Origin of the sequence: Neorhizobium fuzhouense (assembly GCF_042611105.1) — a bacterium.
Taxonomy (GTDB): Bacteria; Pseudomonadota; Alphaproteobacteria; order Rhizobiales; family Rhizobiaceae; genus Neorhizobium; species Neorhizobium galegae_A.
On the sequence record NZ_JBHFFP010000001.1, the window covers coordinates 420,840 to 436,266 of the forward strand.

At 63.6% G+C, this 15,427-nt stretch carries 18 protein-coding genes; 12 read left to right on the forward strand and 6 right to left on the reverse strand.

Going from position 1 to position 15,427, the window contains the following annotated elements; all coding sequences use genetic code 11:
• Positions 1-104: 104 nt before the first annotated feature.
• Entirely contained in the window at positions 105-563 is a 459-nt protein-coding gene (locus ACEXP3_RS02150) for a MarR family winged helix-turn-helix transcriptional regulator (protein WP_210104102.1), read from the reverse strand.
• Between the two features lie 202 nt (positions 564-765).
• Here ACEXP3_RS02150 and ACEXP3_RS02155 point away from each other — a divergent pair, with 202 nt between their 5' ends.
• The 3 genes from ACEXP3_RS02155 to ACEXP3_RS02165 all read left to right on the forward strand — a co-directional run bounded on the left by ACEXP3_RS02155 (position 766) and on the right by ACEXP3_RS02165 (position 2,416).
• Positions 766-1,188 (forward strand): organic hydroperoxide resistance protein, encoded by a 423-nt coding sequence (locus ACEXP3_RS02155; RefSeq protein WP_210103166.1) that lies wholly within the window; start codon positions 766-768, stop codon positions 1,186-1,188.
• 102 nt (positions 1,189-1,290) lie between these two features.
• A complete protein-coding gene (locus ACEXP3_RS02160; protein WP_377295767.1) occupies positions 1,291-1,695 on the forward strand; it encodes an antitoxin Xre/MbcA/ParS toxin-binding domain-containing protein in 405 nt (134 codons plus the stop codon).
• Positions 1,655-2,416, forward strand: coding sequence for an RES family NAD+ phosphorylase (locus ACEXP3_RS02165; RefSeq protein WP_377295768.1), 762 nt, complete (start codon positions 1,655-1,657; stop codon positions 2,414-2,416). The genes ACEXP3_RS02160 and ACEXP3_RS02165 overlap by 41 nt, the downstream gene beginning before the upstream one ends.
• Before the next feature lie 6 nt (positions 2,417-2,422).
• Here the strand turns inward: ACEXP3_RS02165 and ACEXP3_RS02170 are convergent, their stop codons facing one another.
• On the reverse strand, positions 2,423-2,869 hold the full coding sequence (locus ACEXP3_RS02170; RefSeq protein ID WP_377295769.1) for a MarR family winged helix-turn-helix transcriptional regulator: 447 nt from the start codon (positions 2,867-2,869) through the stop codon (positions 2,423-2,425).
• Positions 2,870-2,935: 66 nt separating this feature from the next.
• Between ACEXP3_RS02170 and ACEXP3_RS02175 the strand changes: the two genes are divergently transcribed.
• The 4 genes from ACEXP3_RS02175 (at position 2,936) to ACEXP3_RS02190 (ending at position 5,856) form a co-directional block, all read left to right on the forward strand.
• A complete protein-coding gene (locus tag ACEXP3_RS02175) occupies positions 2,936-3,673 on the forward strand; it encodes a DUF899 domain-containing protein (RefSeq protein ID WP_377295770.1) in 738 nt (245 codons plus the stop codon).
• Positions 3,674-3,690: 17 nt separating this feature from the next.
• Positions 3,691-4,500, forward strand: a complete 810-nt coding sequence (locus ACEXP3_RS02180) for a VOC family protein (RefSeq protein ID WP_210103171.1) — start codon at positions 3,691-3,693, stop codon at positions 4,498-4,500.
• Positions 4,501-4,805: 305 nt separating this feature from the next.
• Positions 4,806-5,108 (forward strand): alkylphosphonate utilization protein, encoded by a 303-nt coding sequence (locus tag ACEXP3_RS02185; RefSeq protein ID WP_377295771.1) that lies wholly within the window; start codon positions 4,806-4,808, stop codon positions 5,106-5,108.
• Between the two features lie 109 nt (positions 5,109-5,217).
• Positions 5,218-5,856, forward strand: coding sequence for a glutathione S-transferase family protein (locus ACEXP3_RS02190; protein ID WP_377295772.1), 639 nt, complete (start codon positions 5,218-5,220; stop codon positions 5,854-5,856).
• 53 nt (positions 5,857-5,909) lie between these two features.
• On the opposite strand, the gene ACEXP3_RS02195 is transcribed toward ACEXP3_RS02190, so the two are convergent.
• The gene (locus tag ACEXP3_RS02195) at positions 5,910-7,463 is read right to left on the reverse strand and encodes a helicase HerA-like C-terminal domain-containing protein (RefSeq protein WP_377295773.1); all 1,554 of its coding nucleotides are present in this window, start codon (positions 7,461-7,463) and stop codon (positions 5,910-5,912) included.
• Positions 7,464-7,610: 147 nt separating this feature from the next.
• On the opposite strand from ACEXP3_RS02195, the gene ACEXP3_RS02200 reads away from it, so the two are divergent.
• From ACEXP3_RS02200 to ACEXP3_RS02210, 3 genes are all read left to right on the forward strand, one after another.
• Positions 7,611-8,579, forward strand: coding sequence for a YihY/virulence factor BrkB family protein (locus tag ACEXP3_RS02200; RefSeq protein WP_377295774.1), 969 nt, complete (start codon positions 7,611-7,613; stop codon positions 8,577-8,579).
• Between the two features lie 194 nt (positions 8,580-8,773).
• Positions 8,774-9,163, forward strand: a complete 390-nt coding sequence (locus tag ACEXP3_RS02205) for a hypothetical protein (protein WP_377295775.1) — start codon at positions 8,774-8,776, stop codon at positions 9,161-9,163.
• Positions 9,164-9,466: 303 nt separating this feature from the next.
• The gene (locus tag ACEXP3_RS02210) at positions 9,467-10,912 is read left to right on the forward strand and encodes a serine hydrolase (protein WP_377296064.1); all 1,446 of its coding nucleotides are present in this window, start codon (positions 9,467-9,469) and stop codon (positions 10,910-10,912) included.
• 9 nt (positions 10,913-10,921) lie between these two features.
• On the opposite strand, the gene ACEXP3_RS02215 is transcribed toward ACEXP3_RS02210, so the two are convergent.
• A complete protein-coding gene (locus ACEXP3_RS02215) occupies positions 10,922-11,815 on the reverse strand; it encodes a LysR family transcriptional regulator (RefSeq protein WP_377295776.1) in 894 nt (297 codons plus the stop codon).
• A 101-nt stretch (positions 11,816-11,916) separates the two neighbouring features.
• On the opposite strand from ACEXP3_RS02215, the gene ACEXP3_RS02220 reads away from it, so the two are divergent.
• Complete coding sequence (locus ACEXP3_RS02220; protein ID WP_377295777.1) at positions 11,917-12,561, forward strand: NADPH-dependent F420 reductase; 645 nt, start codon at positions 11,917-11,919, stop codon at positions 12,559-12,561.
• Between the two features lie 62 nt (positions 12,562-12,623).
• Here ACEXP3_RS02220 and ACEXP3_RS02225 read toward each other — a convergent pair whose 3' ends face one another.
• Both ACEXP3_RS02225 and ACEXP3_RS02230 read right to left on the reverse strand, forming a co-directional pair.
• Complete coding sequence (locus tag ACEXP3_RS02225; RefSeq protein ID WP_210103179.1) at positions 12,624-13,352, reverse strand: L,D-transpeptidase; 729 nt, start codon at positions 13,350-13,352, stop codon at positions 12,624-12,626.
• A gap of 160 nt (positions 13,353-13,512) precedes the next feature.
• Positions 13,513-14,319, reverse strand: coding sequence for a L,D-transpeptidase (locus ACEXP3_RS02230; RefSeq protein ID WP_508436193.1), 807 nt, complete (start codon positions 14,317-14,319; stop codon positions 13,513-13,515).
• Positions 14,320-14,513: 194 nt separating this feature from the next.
• On the opposite strand from ACEXP3_RS02230, the gene ACEXP3_RS02235 reads away from it, so the two are divergent.
• On the forward strand, positions 14,514-15,227 hold the full coding sequence (locus tag ACEXP3_RS02235; protein ID WP_377295779.1) for an SDR family oxidoreductase: 714 nt from the start codon (positions 14,514-14,516) through the stop codon (positions 15,225-15,227).
• Positions 15,228-15,427: the final 200 nt, after the last annotated feature.

Below are 15,427 nucleotides of genomic sequence, written 5' to 3' on the forward strand. Positions count from 1 at the left end.
CTCCCCCCTTGTGGGGGAGATGCCCGGCAGGGCAGAGGGGGACTTGTCTGAAATGCAACAGCCCTCCCCTGGTTTGGGAGGGGACTTTCTGCGTGGCCGCGCCCCTACCGGCTGCCGCTTTCGACCAGCACCGTCTTCAGCGTCGCAAGGCTTTCGCGCAGATCCTCCGCCTCCTGGCGGGTGCAGCCCGTGGCAGCGGCGATGGCCGAGGTGACGCCCGCCGCCTCCTGTTGAAGGCGGCGCCCCTTGTCGGTGAGGAAGATGATCACCTGCCGCTCGTCCTGTTCGGCGCGGGTGCGGGTGACGAGGCCCGCCTGTTCCAGCCGCTTCAGAAGCGGCGACAGGGTGCCGGAATCGAGATCGAGTGCGGCGCCCAGCCCCTTTACCGGCTGGCCATCCGCCTCCCAGAGACTGACCATCACCAGATATTGCGGATAGGTGAGCCCGAGCGGCTCCAGGAGTGGCTTGTAGGCGCGCGAAAAGGCGTGCGAGGCGCCGTAAAGCGCAAAGCACAGCATCTCATGCAGGCGGATGCCGCTTTTTTCTGCCAGATCCTCGTCCATGTTTTCCCAATCTTTCCGGGCATTTGCCGGCGCTTGGCCGCACTTTTGCATGCATGCGTCCTGACATCCGGCCAAAGCGCCCTAACTTTCCGATTGTCGCAGGCTTGACGCGGGACTTCAATGCGCATAATTATATTGCGCGCAATTCAATAATACACAACACATCATCCCGCGACAACGGACATCAACCAAGGAGACGATCATGGCTATCCTCTACACGACCAAGGCATCCGCAACCGGTGGCCGCGCCGGCCGCGCCGTATCCGAAAACGGCGTCCTCGACGTCACGCTGACGGTTCCGAAGGAACTCGGCGGTGACGGCGCAACCGGCACCAATCCCGAACAGCTGTTTGCCGCCGGCTATTCCGCCTGCTTCCTCGGCGCGCTGAAGAATGTTGCCGGCAAGGCAAAGGTGAAGGTGCCGGAAGACACCAAGGTCACGGCTTCCGTCGGCATCGGCCCGCGCGATGACGGCACCGGCTTCGGCATCGAAGTCTCGCTCGTCGTCGATATCCCCGGCATGGACAAGGCACAGGCCGAAGACCTCATCGCCAAGGCCCATATCGTGTGCCCCTACAGCCACGCCATGCGCACCTCGACCGAAGTTCCGGTCTCGGTTGCCTGAGCGAAAAACTCCGCATGATTTCGGAAGGGCCGCCCTACGCGCGGCCCTTCTTGCATTTGAAGGCTTTTGCTCTACATTCTTTCTGAAGAAAGAAGGTGGCCGATGAACGACCCATCCCTTGTTCACAAACCGGACACACCGGCGCAACGGCAAAAGCTTGCGGATGCTGCCGTGGTCGGCAAGGCTGCGGTGCGCGCGGCAGAGCGGCTTGGCCTCAACGGTCGGCGGCTCGGCGCCATTCTCGGCCTGTCGGAAGCCTCGATCTCCCGGCTGAAGCGGCAGGAGCTGGCGCTCCAGCCGACAGACAAGGCCTTCGAACTGGCGCTTCTGTTCATCCGCCTGTTCCGGTCGCTCGATGCCGTCACCGGCGGCGACGAAGCCACGGCACGCGCCTGGATGCAGAACCGCAACACCGCACTGGAGGCCGTGCCGGCCGACAAGATCCTCACCGTTTCCGGGCTCATCGATGTCCTTGCCTATCTGGACGCCAGACGCGCTCTCGTCTGAAAAGTCACCCGTTCACGGATGTTTCTGGCGCCTGGTCGAAGCTCAGCATCAGGTGTCGACGATGAAGCTGGTCGATACCACCGACGAGCAGTCACGCCTGGAGGACCTGCTGGAGAACACCAAGCCGACCCTGCCGCCGGATGCCCGCGGGCTTGATTATCTGCTGGCAACCCCCTTCCGCTACGGCGCGCCCTACCCGACCGGATCGCGCTTTCGCCGGGCGGGAAAAACACCGGGCGTCTTCTACGCTGCCGCCACGCTTCAAACGGCTGTGGCGGAAATGGCCTTTTACAGGCTGCTGTTTTATGCCGAATCTCCGGCAACCCCGCTTCCGGCCAATGCCAGCGACTACACGGCGTTTTCTGCCCGAATCGACACGGAAAACGGCCTCGACTTGACCTTGCCGCCGCTCTCACGCGATGCAAAGGCCTTCGAGCATCCGACCGATTATACCGCCTGTCAGGCGCTTGCCGATACGGCCCGCGCGGCAGGTCTCGACGCCATTCTCTATCGGTCCGTGCGCGACCCTTGCGGCGGGCAGAACCTGGCGCTTCTCGAGCCGCGTGGCTTTGGCGCCCGCGAACCGGTGGAGCGGCAGGCCGTGCGCCTGCACCTGTCGGCGCACCACGTGCAGGTGCTTTGCGATTTTCCACGTCAGCGCTTCGGCTTTGCGCTCGCCGATTTTCGTGCCGATCCGCGCATCGCCGCCCGATTTGGCTGAAATACCCTAGCGGATATTGGAAAGATCGCCGCGCAGACGCTGCGGGCCGCCCTCGCCCAGCCCCTCATCCACCTGCGCATGCGTGGCCGTCCAGATCGGCACGGCAGCGGCAAGGACTGCCATGCCCTCCGGCGTCAGCGTCAAGAGCCGGCTGCGGGCATCCTTCGGATCGGCGATCACATGGACCAGCCCGCGCCGCTGCAGCGGCTTCAGCGCGGCCGTCAGCGTCGTGCGGTCCATGTCAAGCAGCGTCGCGACCGATCCCATCGGCGCCGGCTGAGGCCGGTTGAGCGACATCATCAGCGAGAACTGACCATTGGTGAGACCGAGCGGGCGAAGCGCCGCATCGAATCTGCGCGCAAGCGCGCGGGCGGCGCGCTGCACATGCAGACAAAGGCAGGTGTCGCGAACATGAAGGGTTGTCGAAAAAGGAATCACTTGGGGGTTTGACATGACTGATTTATGTTGATATCAACCTAAATGTCAAGACGAGCCACACATCATTGCCGGGAGGGCGATATGGAGCATGCCGTAGTCTCGAAGGAAGAATGGCTGGAGGCGCGCAAGGCGCTTCTGCTGAGGGAAAAAGAGGTGACGCGCCATCGCGACGCCGTCAACCGCGAGCGCCTGGCGCTCCCCTGGGTGAAGATCGACAAGGACTACCGTTTCGAGACGCCCAAGGGGCAAAGGTCGCTCGCCGACCTCTTCGACGGGCGCAGCCAGCTGATCATCTACCATTTCATGTTCGGCCCCGACTGGGAGGCCGGCTGCCCCGGCTGCTCCTTCTTTGCCGATCATGTCGACGGCACGCTGGTGCATCTCAACCATCACGACGTGACGCTCGTCTCGGTGTCTCGCGCACCGCTTGCCAAGATCGAGGCCTACAAGCGCCGCATGGGCTGGCAATTCCCCTGGGTCTCGTCCTTCGGCAGCGATTTCAATTTCGATTTCGGCGTGTCGTTTACCAAGGAACAGCTGGCGAGCGGCTCCGTCATCTACAATTACCGAGAAACGCCGAGCGACAAGGCGCATGACGAGCTGCCGGGCACATCGAGCTTCTACCGCAACGACAAGGGCGAGATCTTTCACACCTATTCGAGCTATGCCCGCGGCGGCGAGGAAGGGCTCGGCACGCTGATGATCCTCGATCAGGCGCCGCTCGGGCGCAACGAAAGCTCGACGATGAATTTCGTCCGGCGCCACGACGAATACGAGCCCGCGCCCGTCTTCATTCCCCCCGCCAGCTGCTGCCAGTGACAAGAGGATCCCGCTCCATGCCGTCTGAAACCCACGGAAAATTCATCTGGTGCGAGCTGATGACCAGCGACACCGACGCCGCCGCCCGCTTTTATCAAGCCATAACCGGCTGGACAGTGGGCTCCATGCCGATGCCGGCCGCAGCCGATGGCATGCCCGGCATGACATACCACATCTTCAACACGCAAGCCGGAAGCCAAACCTGCGGCGTGGCGGGCATGATGGACATTCCCGAAGCGATGAAAGGCCAGCTGCCGCCGAACTGGACGGGCTACGTTGCCGTGGACGATGTCGACGGCATGGCCCGGGACTTTGCGCAGGCCGGCGGCGCGATCATGCGGCCGCCGGAGGATATTCCAGGCGTCGGCCGCTTTTCGGTGGTGGCCGATCCGCACGGCGCAGTTCTCTGCCTGATGACGCCGGCCCCGATGGACACGCCGCCGCCCGAACCGGAACCGGGCACGCCCGGCACCTTCGGCTGGCACGAACTGATGGCCGGCGATGGCGAGGAAGCCTTTGCCTTCTATAGCAAGATGTTCGGCTGGACGCTGGACCATGCGATCGATATGGGCGCGATGGGCCGATACCTGATCTTTGCCCATCAGGGCCAAGCCATTGGCGGCATGATGACGCGACCGCCGCATGTGCCCGTTGCCTGCTGGTCCTATTACATCAACGTCCCCGCCATGGCCCCGGCCGTCGCGGCCATCACCGAAGGCGGCGGCCAGGTGGTGAACGGCCCGATGCCGGTGCCCGGCGGCAGCGTCATCGTCAATGCGCAGGACCCGCAGGGGGCCTATTTCTCACTGGTGGCAAGCGCCGCGTAAAACCTTCGGGCAGACCGGTGATGCCGCTTGTAGCGACTTTGCGCCTGCGGCCATCACCGCCCCACCCGAAGCGCATGCCCCGACCGCCCGCCGTTTGCATGTTCTGACGGCCCGAGCAATTCCCCGCCAGTCTGCCCGCACCCCCTTGTCGGTGTGGGCACCGCGCTGTGTCCCGCTGCCCCCAGATCTCTCCTGCGCCCTCCCCGGGCCATCCTTGCAAAAAGCCCGCTTTGACTTCTGCCCTTCAGGCGCTTAAGGCCGCTTATCCGATTTTTTCAAACAGGCGATCAGGGAGCACGCGGGCCATGGCAGGCGATGACGACGACTATATCTATGACGAAGCCACCGGCGAATGGCGTCCGGCCTCGGAACTGGCCGCAGCGGCGGCAAAAGCTGCCCAGGTGGTCGATGCCGTCGGCACCGTGCTGCAGAACGGCGACAGCGTCACCCTCATCAAGGACCTCAAGGTGAAGGGCGCCGGCCAGACCCTGAAACAGGGCACCGTGATCAAGTCGATCCGCCTCACCGACAACCCGGAAGAAATCGACTGCCGCCACGACGCCATCAAGGGCCTCGTTCTGCGCACGGAATTCGTGCGGAAGCGGTAAAGCGTGGAATTTGGGGCGGGGGTGATGTCTGAGCTGCCTTGGCATGAACGATCATGGATGCGGCTTACCTTGGATCCCAAGGCATTCGCAACGACACGAAGGTAAGCAAATGACAGCACCGCCGCGCCTCTTCGGAGCAGATTACAGCGTTTACGTCCGGATTGCTCGACTGTGCCTTATCGAGAAAGGCATCGAATACCAGCTTGTTCCGATCGATATTTTTGCAGCTGATGGACCTCCAGCCGACTACCAGGCAAGGCACCCGTTCGGGCGTATTCCGGCCTTCGAGCATCAGGACATCAGCCTCTATGAGACGAGTGCAATCACTCGATATATCGATGAAGCTTTCGGGGGGCCGCACCTTCAGCCCTCGGACCCGCTGCAGCGCGCAAGATGCAATCAGCTCATCAGCATTGCTGACAACTATGCCTATCCTCACCTGGTGTGGGGAGTTTATGTGGAGCGGGTATCGAAGCCCGGCAGAGGCGTTCCCACAGACGAGGACACGTTGGTCGCGGCGCTCCCGAAAGCACGAAACTGCTTGATGGCGATGTCTCAGTTGATGGGAGATGCCCGATGGCTCGTTGACGAGCAACTGACGCTCGCCGATTTGTATGCCGCTCCCATGTTCGACTATTTCCTGATGGCACCCGAGGGAGCAGACCTCATCCGCGAGCACGCAAACCTGCAGGAATGGTGGGCCCGCATGGCATTGCGGCCCTCAATGGCCGCAACTCAACCGTCTTAGTTTTCATACGGTGAGTGATCTCGCACATCTGACAGCCCGCCCTTAAGGCTAGCCTACCGCTTCAAGCTCCCCAAGATCCCGCGCACCAGTGCCCGGCCCACCTGGCTTGCAACGGAGCGGGCAGCACTTTTCATGGCGGCCTCTATGATGGTTTCGCGTTGAGAACCGCCGCGTCGGGCGGGTGGGGTGCGGCCGTCCGGCTGTTCGTCGCCGGTGTCGAAGCCGGGCAGTTTCCAGCGGCTGGCAGCGCTCTCGTCTTTCGCGAGTGCCTCCTCGCCGGTGGCGGTGCCGGAGTGCGCGGCTTTTCCCGCCCGCGCCGCCAGGATCTCGAAGGCCGATTCCCGGTCGAGGTCTTCGTCGTAGAGGCCGGCGACCGGGCTTTTGCCAAGGATTGCGGCGCGTTCAGTGTCCGTCAGCGGCCCGATGCGGGCCGACGGCGGGCGGATCAGCGTGCGGGCAACGATCGAGGGAGCGCCCTTGTCCTCGAGCGTCGAGACCAGCGCCTCGCCGGTGCCAAGCGTGGTGATTACCTCTGCGGTTGAAAAGTCCGGATTGGCGCGAAACGTCTCGGCGGCCGTCTTCACCGCCTTCTGCTCGCGCGGCGTATAGGCGCGCAGCGCATGCTGCACGCGGTTGCCGAGCTGCGCCAGCACGGTTTCGGGCACATCGAGCGGGTTCTGCGTGATGAAATAGACGCCGACGCCCTTGGAGCGGATGAGGCGCACCACCTGTTCCACCCGCTCCAGGAGCACCTTCGGCGCCTCGGAAAACAACAGATGCGCCTCGTCGAAGAAGAAGACGAGCCGCGGCTTTTCCGGGTCGCCCACCTCCGGCAGTTCCTCGAAGAGTTCCGAGAGAAGCCAGAGCAGGAAGGTGGCATAGAGCCTCGGGTTCATCATCAGCCGTTCGGCGGCAAGCACGGAGACTACGCCGCGCCCATCGGGCGCCACGCGCATGATATCCTCGATCCTCAAGGCCGGTTCGCCGAAAAACTGCGCGGCGCCCTGCTGTTCCAGGACGAGCAGACCGCGCTGCAGCGAACCGATCGAGGCTTTCGAGACGAAGCCGAAGCGCGCGGAAATCTCCGACGCCTGTTCGGCCATATAAGAGAGCAGCGCCTGCAGATCCTTGAGATCCATCAGCGGCAGGCCACCCTCGTCGGCTATTCTGAAGGCGATGTTGAGGACGCCCTCCTGCGCCTCGCTGGCATCCATCAGGCGGGCCAGCAGCAGCGGGCCCATTTCGGCGACGGTCGAGCGGACGCGGTGGCCCTTTTCGCCGTAGAGATCCCAGAAGATCACCGGAAACGCGGCATTGTCATAGTCCGAAAAGGCAATCTCCTCGGCGCGCTTCAGCAGAAAATCCTTCGGCTCGCCAAGCGCTGCGATGCCCGACAGATCGCCCTTGATGTCGGAACAGAAGACCGGCACGCCGGCCTCTGAAAAACCTTCGGCCAGCACCTGCAGCGTCACGGTCTTGCCGGTGCCGGTGGCGCCGGTCACCAGGCCATGGCGGTTGGCGAATTTCAGCGCCAGATACTGCGCCTTTGCCAGCGTATGATCGGGATTGCGGCTGGCGCCGATGAAGAGTTTTCCCTGATTGACCATGCAACCGGCCTCCTGACGTAAGCGTTAGCGCGTATTCGGTTTTATAGGGGCGACAGGCATGTTCGGCAATGTGAGGTGTTTTGGAGACAGGGCGTTTCGGCGCGGCACGGCCGGCGGCGGCGTTTCGGATGTGAGAGGGACGCGCGCATGAACCAGACAGGCGAGGCCGATCTTCGCGGACGAAGCGCCAAAACCCCCTCGGCGATCCCCTGGAAGGGGCTTCTCGATGTCGCCTACCGCGTCTATCTGTCGATCATCGAGGACCGGGTGATGCTGGTCGCCGGTGGCGTCACCTTCTATCTGCTGCTCGCCGTCTTTCCCGCCATGACGGCGCTCGTCTCGCTCTATGGCTTCGTGTCCGATCCGGCAGCGATCACCGAGCGCCTGGGCTTCTTGCGCGAGGTCATGCCGTCGGACGGGCTGGAGATCTTCTTCAAGCAGTTGCAGACGCTCGCCGGCGAGGAGCGCAGTTCCTTAAGCTACGGTCTGGTGATCGGTCTTGGCATTGCGCTGTGGAGCACCAACAATGGCGTCAAGGCCATGTTCGAGGCCATGAACATCGCCTATGGCGAGGATGAGAAGCGCAGCTTCATCCGCCTCAATCTGGTGTCGCTGTTCTTCACCTTCGTGGCGCTGATTGCCGCCATCGTGCTGCTTGTCGGGCTCGGCGTCATCCCCGCCATGATCGCCTTCCTGCCGCTCGGCGGCTTTGCCGAAACGCTCCTGTCGCTCGCACGCTGGCCGGTGCTTCTCCTCATGGCCGCTATCGGCATCAGCCTGCTCTATCGCTATGGTCCGAGCCGCGAGCCGGCCAAGAAACGCTGGATCAGCTGGGGGGCGTCGCTTGCCGCCCTCTTCTGGCTCGGCGGTTCGCTGGGCGTGTCCTTCTATCTCTCGCATATCGCCAATTTCAACGTCACCTACGGGACGCTCAGCGCGCTCATCGGCTTCCTGTTCTGGGTGTGGATCTCCTCGATCATCATCATCCTCGGCGCCGAGATCAATGCCGAACTTGAGCACCAGACGAAGCGCGACAGCACCACCGGCCCCGAACAGCCGATGGGCCGGCGTGGCGCCTATATGGCCGACACGCTTGGCAAAAGCTGGGGCAGTTGATCCGGTGGCCGCCGTACCGGCACTGTGCTTGAGATCGAGATGGGGATCGCCGCCTCTCGTCCCCTGATCGCGGTGGCAGGATAGGCCCGGCGGTGATAGCACGCATTATTCGCAAGCCACAGGCGGCCTTCGGCTTGCATCCGGTCGCGCCATAATTTACGTTGACGTTAACGTCAAACATCGAGGAGAATGTGATGAACGAACTGGTCACCCGCGTGGCGGACAAGGTGGGCATTGCGCCCGAAATCGCCGAAAAGGCCGTCGGCATGATGCTGGGTTTTCTCCAGCGCGAAGCCGATGACGCCGCCGTGGCGCGCATGATCGAGGCGATCCCCGGCGCGCCCTCGCTGGTGGCGCAGTTCAACGGCGAAGGTTCTGGCGGCGGCGGTCTGCTCGGCGGTCTGATGTCCACCTTCGGCGGCGGCGTCATGGCGCTTGGCCAGCAGCTGATGTCGCTCGGCCTCGGCATGGGCGAAATCACCGCGCTCGCCCGCGAAACCATCGCCGTTGCCCGCCAGCATGCCGGCACCGAGACCGTGGATGAGGTGGTCAATTCCGTTCCGGGCCTTTCCCAGTTCGTCTGACACGCCGACCGTTGCGCGCCTGTCCGCTCAAGTCGCGGGCGGGCGCTGCCCTTGCGACAGGACGTCCAGGAGCGCCTTTCGCACGACGGGCGATGATCGACCCCGCCAGGGGCCGGCGGATGCGGCATCACGGTGCCGAAAAGCACCAGAATGAAACAGCGTCCCGGCCTGGTTCATCCTTTATTAAGCCCATCAATAATCTCTAAAATTGTTTCTACTGTCCCGCCATATTGTGCCGTTATGCGTCGTATTGACGTCACAGCGGGGTATGGAATGTCGATCACAGCGCGCGCCTACGCGATCATGCCATCGCTTGCCCTCGGGCTTGCCTTGATGTTGAGCGCGCTTGTCGCCTTTGCCGGTCCGGCACGGGCCGGTTACGCGCATTTCGTCGTGGATGCGGCAACCGGCAAAGTGCTTGCGGCGGAAAATGCCGATACGCTCAACCATCCGGCCTCGCTCACCAAGATGATGACGCTCTACATGGTGTTCGAGGCGCTGCGCGATGGCCGTCTGCGCTGGGACCAGCAGATCGTCATGTCCCGCAATGGCGCAGCCACCATCCCCACCAAGCTCGGCGTTCCGGCGGGCAAGACCTACACGGTGCGCGAGGCCGTCTATGGCATGGCGGTCAAATCCGCCAATGACGTTGCCGAAGGCATCGGCGATCATCTTTACGGATCGCAGGAAAAATTCGGTCAGGCCATGACGCGCAAGGCGCGCCAGCTCGGCATGAGCCGCACGGTGTTCCGCAACGGCTCGGGCCTGCCCGACGAAAGGCAGGTGACGACGGCGCGCGACATGGCAACGCTCGGTCTGGCGCTGATGCGGGATTACCCGAAGGAATACCAGGTCTTTGCGCTGCGCTCCTTCAGCTTTCGCGGCAAGACCATTCGCGGCCACAACAATCTCATGTACCGCTACAAGGGCATGGACGGCATCAAGACCGGCTTCATCAATGCGAGCGGCTTCAATCTGGTGAGCGCCGTCAACGACAGGGGCCGCCGCGTGGTGGGCGTCGTGTTGGGCGGACGCACGGCAAGTGCCCGCGATGCCCGCATGGCCGCCCTTCTGGACGATGCCATGCCGCGCGCCACCGTGCGCGGCGGGGCTCTGGTTGCCGCGATCGGCGCGCCCAGCCTGCCCCGCTCGGGCGTGCCGAAACCGGTCGGGCGGGCGGTTTCGGAACCGGACGCCACGCTCACCGACGCCATGGATCCGGTGGCCGCACAGATCGCCCATGCCGAAACGCTTGCCCGCACGCAAGCCGGGGAAAACCTCGGCATGACGGCCGGCGCGACCGATCATTTCCCCGCCGTGCCGGATCGCCCGGCCGCCGAGACGCGGATGCGCAAACGCGCGCCCGCCGCCCGCACCGTCGCCATCGAACCGACCGCGCCGTCGGCGGGACAGGCCTTTGCCTATGCGAGCGGGCCGGTGCCGCAGGCTGCCATTCCAGCCCCGCCCGGCGGCCTGCCCTTTGCGATCGCCTCCCATGCCGGCTGGACCGTGCAGCTTGCCGCAGCCCCAAGCCAGGCGGAGGCGATTGCACTTCTGTCGCGGGCGCTTCCGGCGCTCGATCACCGCTTTTCCGGCATCACGCCCTATACGGAAAGTGTCCAGGGCCGCTCCGGCCTGCTGCACCGAGCCCGGCTCTCCGGCTTTGAGGATCGCGCCGCCGCCCAATCCGCCTGCAAGGCGCTCACCGCCCGATCCTTCTCCTGCCTGGTGGTGGACGGCAACGGCTGACAGTTCGGTTCAGGCTGCGCCGAATTCCTCAACGACGGCCTCGACAAAGCTGCGCACCTTGACCGTCGGGCGGCGTCCGGCCGGATAGAGCACATGCATCGGGCGCACCGGCCCTTCATAATCGCCCAGCACCCGCACCAGCCGACCGGCGGCAATTTCACCGCTCAGCACGCTTTCCGGCCCAAGTGTTACGCCAAAACCCTCGATCGCCGCATGCAGAAGCGCCTTCCAGTCATTGCTGCGCATGCGCCCGCTGGCGCGCACCTCTTCTTCCCGGCCGTTGCGGGTAAACACCCAGCGGCAGGGAATGGACGGCGACCAGTAGGCATAGGCCAGACAATCATGGCGTTCGAGATCGGTCGGCGTTTCCGGCACGCCGCGGGCGGCCAGATAGGCGGGGGCGGCACAGGCGATCACCCGGTAGGGCGCCAGGGCATGGGCGATCAATCCGCTTTCCTCGACAGGGCCGATGCGCACCATTACATCGAACCCCTCCTCCAGCGGATCGACAAAACGGTCGTTCAGCGTCAGATCCACCTGCATGTCCGGATAGCGGGCGAGATAGCGGGTGACGAAGGGCGCCAGGCTGAAGGCACCAAAGGTCATCGGCGCATTGACGCGCAGCATGCCCTGCGGGCGCGAGCGCATGTCGCTTGCCAGCGCATCGGCGGCATCCGCCTCGGCCAGCACCAGCTTGCATCGATCGTAATAGGCGCGCCCGACATCGGTGAGGCTCTGGCGCCGCGTGGTGCGGTGAATGAGGGCGGCGCCGACACGGTCTTCCAGAAACACCACATGCTTGGCCACCATCTGCGGCGACATTCCCATGGTTTCGGCCACCGCCGCAAACGACCCCAGATCGGCCGCGCGCACGAATACCGCCATACTGGTCAGGCGATCCATGCCATTATCCCCTCTGAGTTTTGAATGTCGGTTGATCTTGACGATTTATCACCATCTGGAAGGCAATTAAAGCTCTCTCATCCAAGCAATGGAGAGACAAGATGAACATCGGAATTATCGGCGCCGGCTTTGTCGGGCGCGCCATCGGCAAGCTTTCTGTTAAGACCGGCCATCGGGTCATGCTCAGCAATTCACGCGGGCCGCACACCCTGTTCAGCCTGCGCCACGGCGTGGGAGCGGAGGTCGGCACTGTGGAGGAGGCGATTGCGTTTGGCGACATCGTCGTCATCGCCATCCCGCTTGCGGCCTACCGCAGCGTGCCAGCAGATGCGCTTGCGGGGAAAATCGTCATCGACACCAACAATTATTACCCGGACCGCGATGGCCGGATCGCAGAACTCGATGCGTTGGAAACAACCACCAGCGAACTGCTGGCAGCGCACCTGCCACAGTCGCGCATCGTCAAAGCCTTCAATGCGATCACCATGAACGACCTGGAAAAGGACGACCGCGCCCCAGGCTCCGCCGACCGGCGCGCGCTACCGCTTGCCGGTGACGACGCGGATGCAAAGACCGTAGCGATGCGCCTCTACGAGGAATTCGGTTACGACGCGGTGGATGCCGGCCCGCTCGCTGAAGGATTTCGTTTCGAACGCGCCACACCGGCCTATTGCGTGGCGATGACGAAACTGCAGCTTCAACAGACGCTTGCGCAAACCACACGCGCGGGCAAGCGCGCCGCATGATGCGCCGCACAGTAAAAAGGCGCCACGCGGCGCCTTTTTATCTATCTGGGGAAATCTCTGGCTTACTGCCAGACGACGATGCGGGCCTTGTTCGGCACGCGTTCGTAGAGGTCGATGATGTCCTGGTTCATCAGGCGCACGCAGCCGGACGAGACGGCCTTGCCGATGGAGTTCCATTCGGGATTGCCGTGCAGGCGGTAAAGCGTGTCCTGGCCGTTGCGGAAGATGTAGAGCGCGCGCGCGCCGAGCGGGTTCATCAGGCCGGGCGCCATGCCGCCATTGCCGGCGGAGTATTTGACCAGTTCCGGCTGGCGGGCGACCATTTCCTGCGGCGGGGTCCATTTCGGCCATTTCTGACGCCACTGGATGACGCCCTCGCCTTCCCAGGCAAAGCCTTCGCGACCGATGCCGACGCCGTAGCGCATGGCCGAACCGCCGGCTTCCACCACATAGAGAAACCGCGAGGCCGTATCGACGACGATGGTGCCGGGACGCTCGCCGGTCGGGTCGACGACGCGCTGGCGATAGAAGCGCGGGTCGATGCGCCAGTAGGGAATGGCCGGAATGACGAAGCCGCCATCCACCATTTCGCCATACATGGCGTCGAGTTCAGGCGTGCGGCCGCGCATGGGCGGGCTTGCCGGCGCAAAGGCCTCACCGCCATCGCGGTAGGTGATGCTGAGGCCGCCCGGACCGGGTCTGGACGAGGCGCAGCTCGCAAGTGTGGAAGCAGTGCCGACGGCCAGAAGACTGAGGAGGCGGCGGCGGCTGAAAAGATCGGATGTGGTCATGAGGGCGGTTTTACTTCTTTACTGGAAAGGCAGGGCACTCGGAATGCGCATCAACGAACGTTCCCGAAACTTGTTCCCGCATTATGTCTGAAAGAAGTATAGGCAGCCACAGTTTGGCGGCCAGTGTGGCCGCCAGCACCTTATCGTGACGCAGGTGTGATCAGATAACCACAATCGGCGTGCCGGCCGGCACCCGCTCGAACAGGTCGATGACATCCTGGTTGAGCAGGCGCACGCAGCCGGACGAGGTTGCGCGCCCGACTGATTGCCAGTCCGGCGTGCCGTGGACGCGGTAGAGCGTGTCCTTGCCATCCTTGAAGATATAAAGCGCGCGGGCGCCGAGCGGATTGTTGAGGCCCGGCATGGCGCCACCTTCGGCGGCGGCAAACGGGCGAAGATCCGGCTGGCGCGCCACCATCTCGGCCGGCGGCGTCCAGCGCGGCCATTTTGCCTTCCACTGGATGACGCCGCGTCCCTTCCAGGCAAAGCCGTCGCGGCCAAGGCCGACGCCGTAGCGGATGGCGCGGCCATTCGGCTGCACGAGATAGAGGAAGCGATCCTTCGTATCGACAACCAGCGTGCCCGGCGCCTCCTGCGAGGCATAATCCACCTCCTGGCGCAGATAACGGGCATCGATGCGCGAGAAGGGAATGGCCGGCAGCGTATGCCCGTCATCCCGGATGGCGGCGTAATAGATGCGGTGCACGGGGTTGGACACCGGCAATCCGTAACTCTGGTGGAACTGCGTCTGGTAAAGCTGGCGTTTCTGCGGAATGGCCTGCTGTTTCTGTGTCGGCTGCGGCTGCGCTTCCGGCGGCGCGGAGGGATTGTAGAACACAGGCGCGGTTTCCTGCACGAAGACATCCGGGTTCATGCGGCTGGTATCGGTCACCAGAATGCAGCCCGACAGGCTTGATGCGCCAAGGAGAAGAAGCGCAAGCGGGGACAGTCGGGCGATACGGCGCAGGATCTGGAACATGAGAACGGAACTTCCGGCAGATGACATCGAGCTCCACCCTGCACGCTGCGGCTGGCGCGAGGCTTTCCATCACCCCGTGGGCGACCTTCGGCCAAGTGTGGGCAGAAAGTTTCATGCCGCATTCAGGCTTGCCTGCCGGCGCCGGCGGTGAAACAGTCCGCCTCAAAACGGAGGACGACAGCATGAGCGATACGACGGGCGACAAGGTTGCCATCATCACGGCGGGCGGAAGCGGCATGGGTGCGGGGGCGGCGATAAAACTCGCAGCCGACGGCTTCAAGGTTGCCATCCTCTCCTCCTCCGGCAAGGGCGAGGTGCTCGCCGCCGAACTCGGCGGCATCGGAGTCACCGGCTCCAACCAGTCGAACGACGACCTGAAGCGGCTGGTCGATCTCACCATGGAGCGCTACGGCCGCATCGATGCGCTGATCAACAGCGCAGGCCACGGTCCGCGGGCGCCTCTGCTGGATCTTTCCGACGAGGACTGGCATCGCGGCATGGAGGTGTATTTCCTGAATGTCGTGCGCCCCACCCGGCTGGTGACGCCGATCATGCAGGCGCAGAAATCCGGCGCCATCGTCAACATCTCGACGTTTGCCGCCTTCGAGCCGGATCCGGTTTTTCCGACCTCCGGGGTTTTCCGCGCCGGTCTTGCCGCCTATACGAAACTGTTTTCGGACCGCTATGCGCCCGACAATATCCGCATGAACAATGTGCTGCCGGGCTTCATCGACAGCCTGCCGGAAAAGGCGGACTTCAAGGCACGCATTCCGATGGGCCGCTACGGCACGGTGGATGAGGTGAGCGAGCTGATCGCGCTGCTTGCCTCGGACCGCGCCGCCTATATCACCGGGCAGAATATCCGCATCGACGGCGGCATCACTCGCTCCGTCTGATAAAGACGCCGGGCGGGAATTCCCCGCCCTAAGACTGCTGACAAAGGGCTTCGTGCATCTTCCGTCATGCTCGGGCTTGTCCCGAGCATCTACAACATATTGATTTGATTGGCCCTCGACTGATTTTGTTGGACCTTGGCAGATCCTCGGCACAAGGCCGAGGATGACGTCGTGGTCGGAGGCAGCTTTGTCAGCAAGCT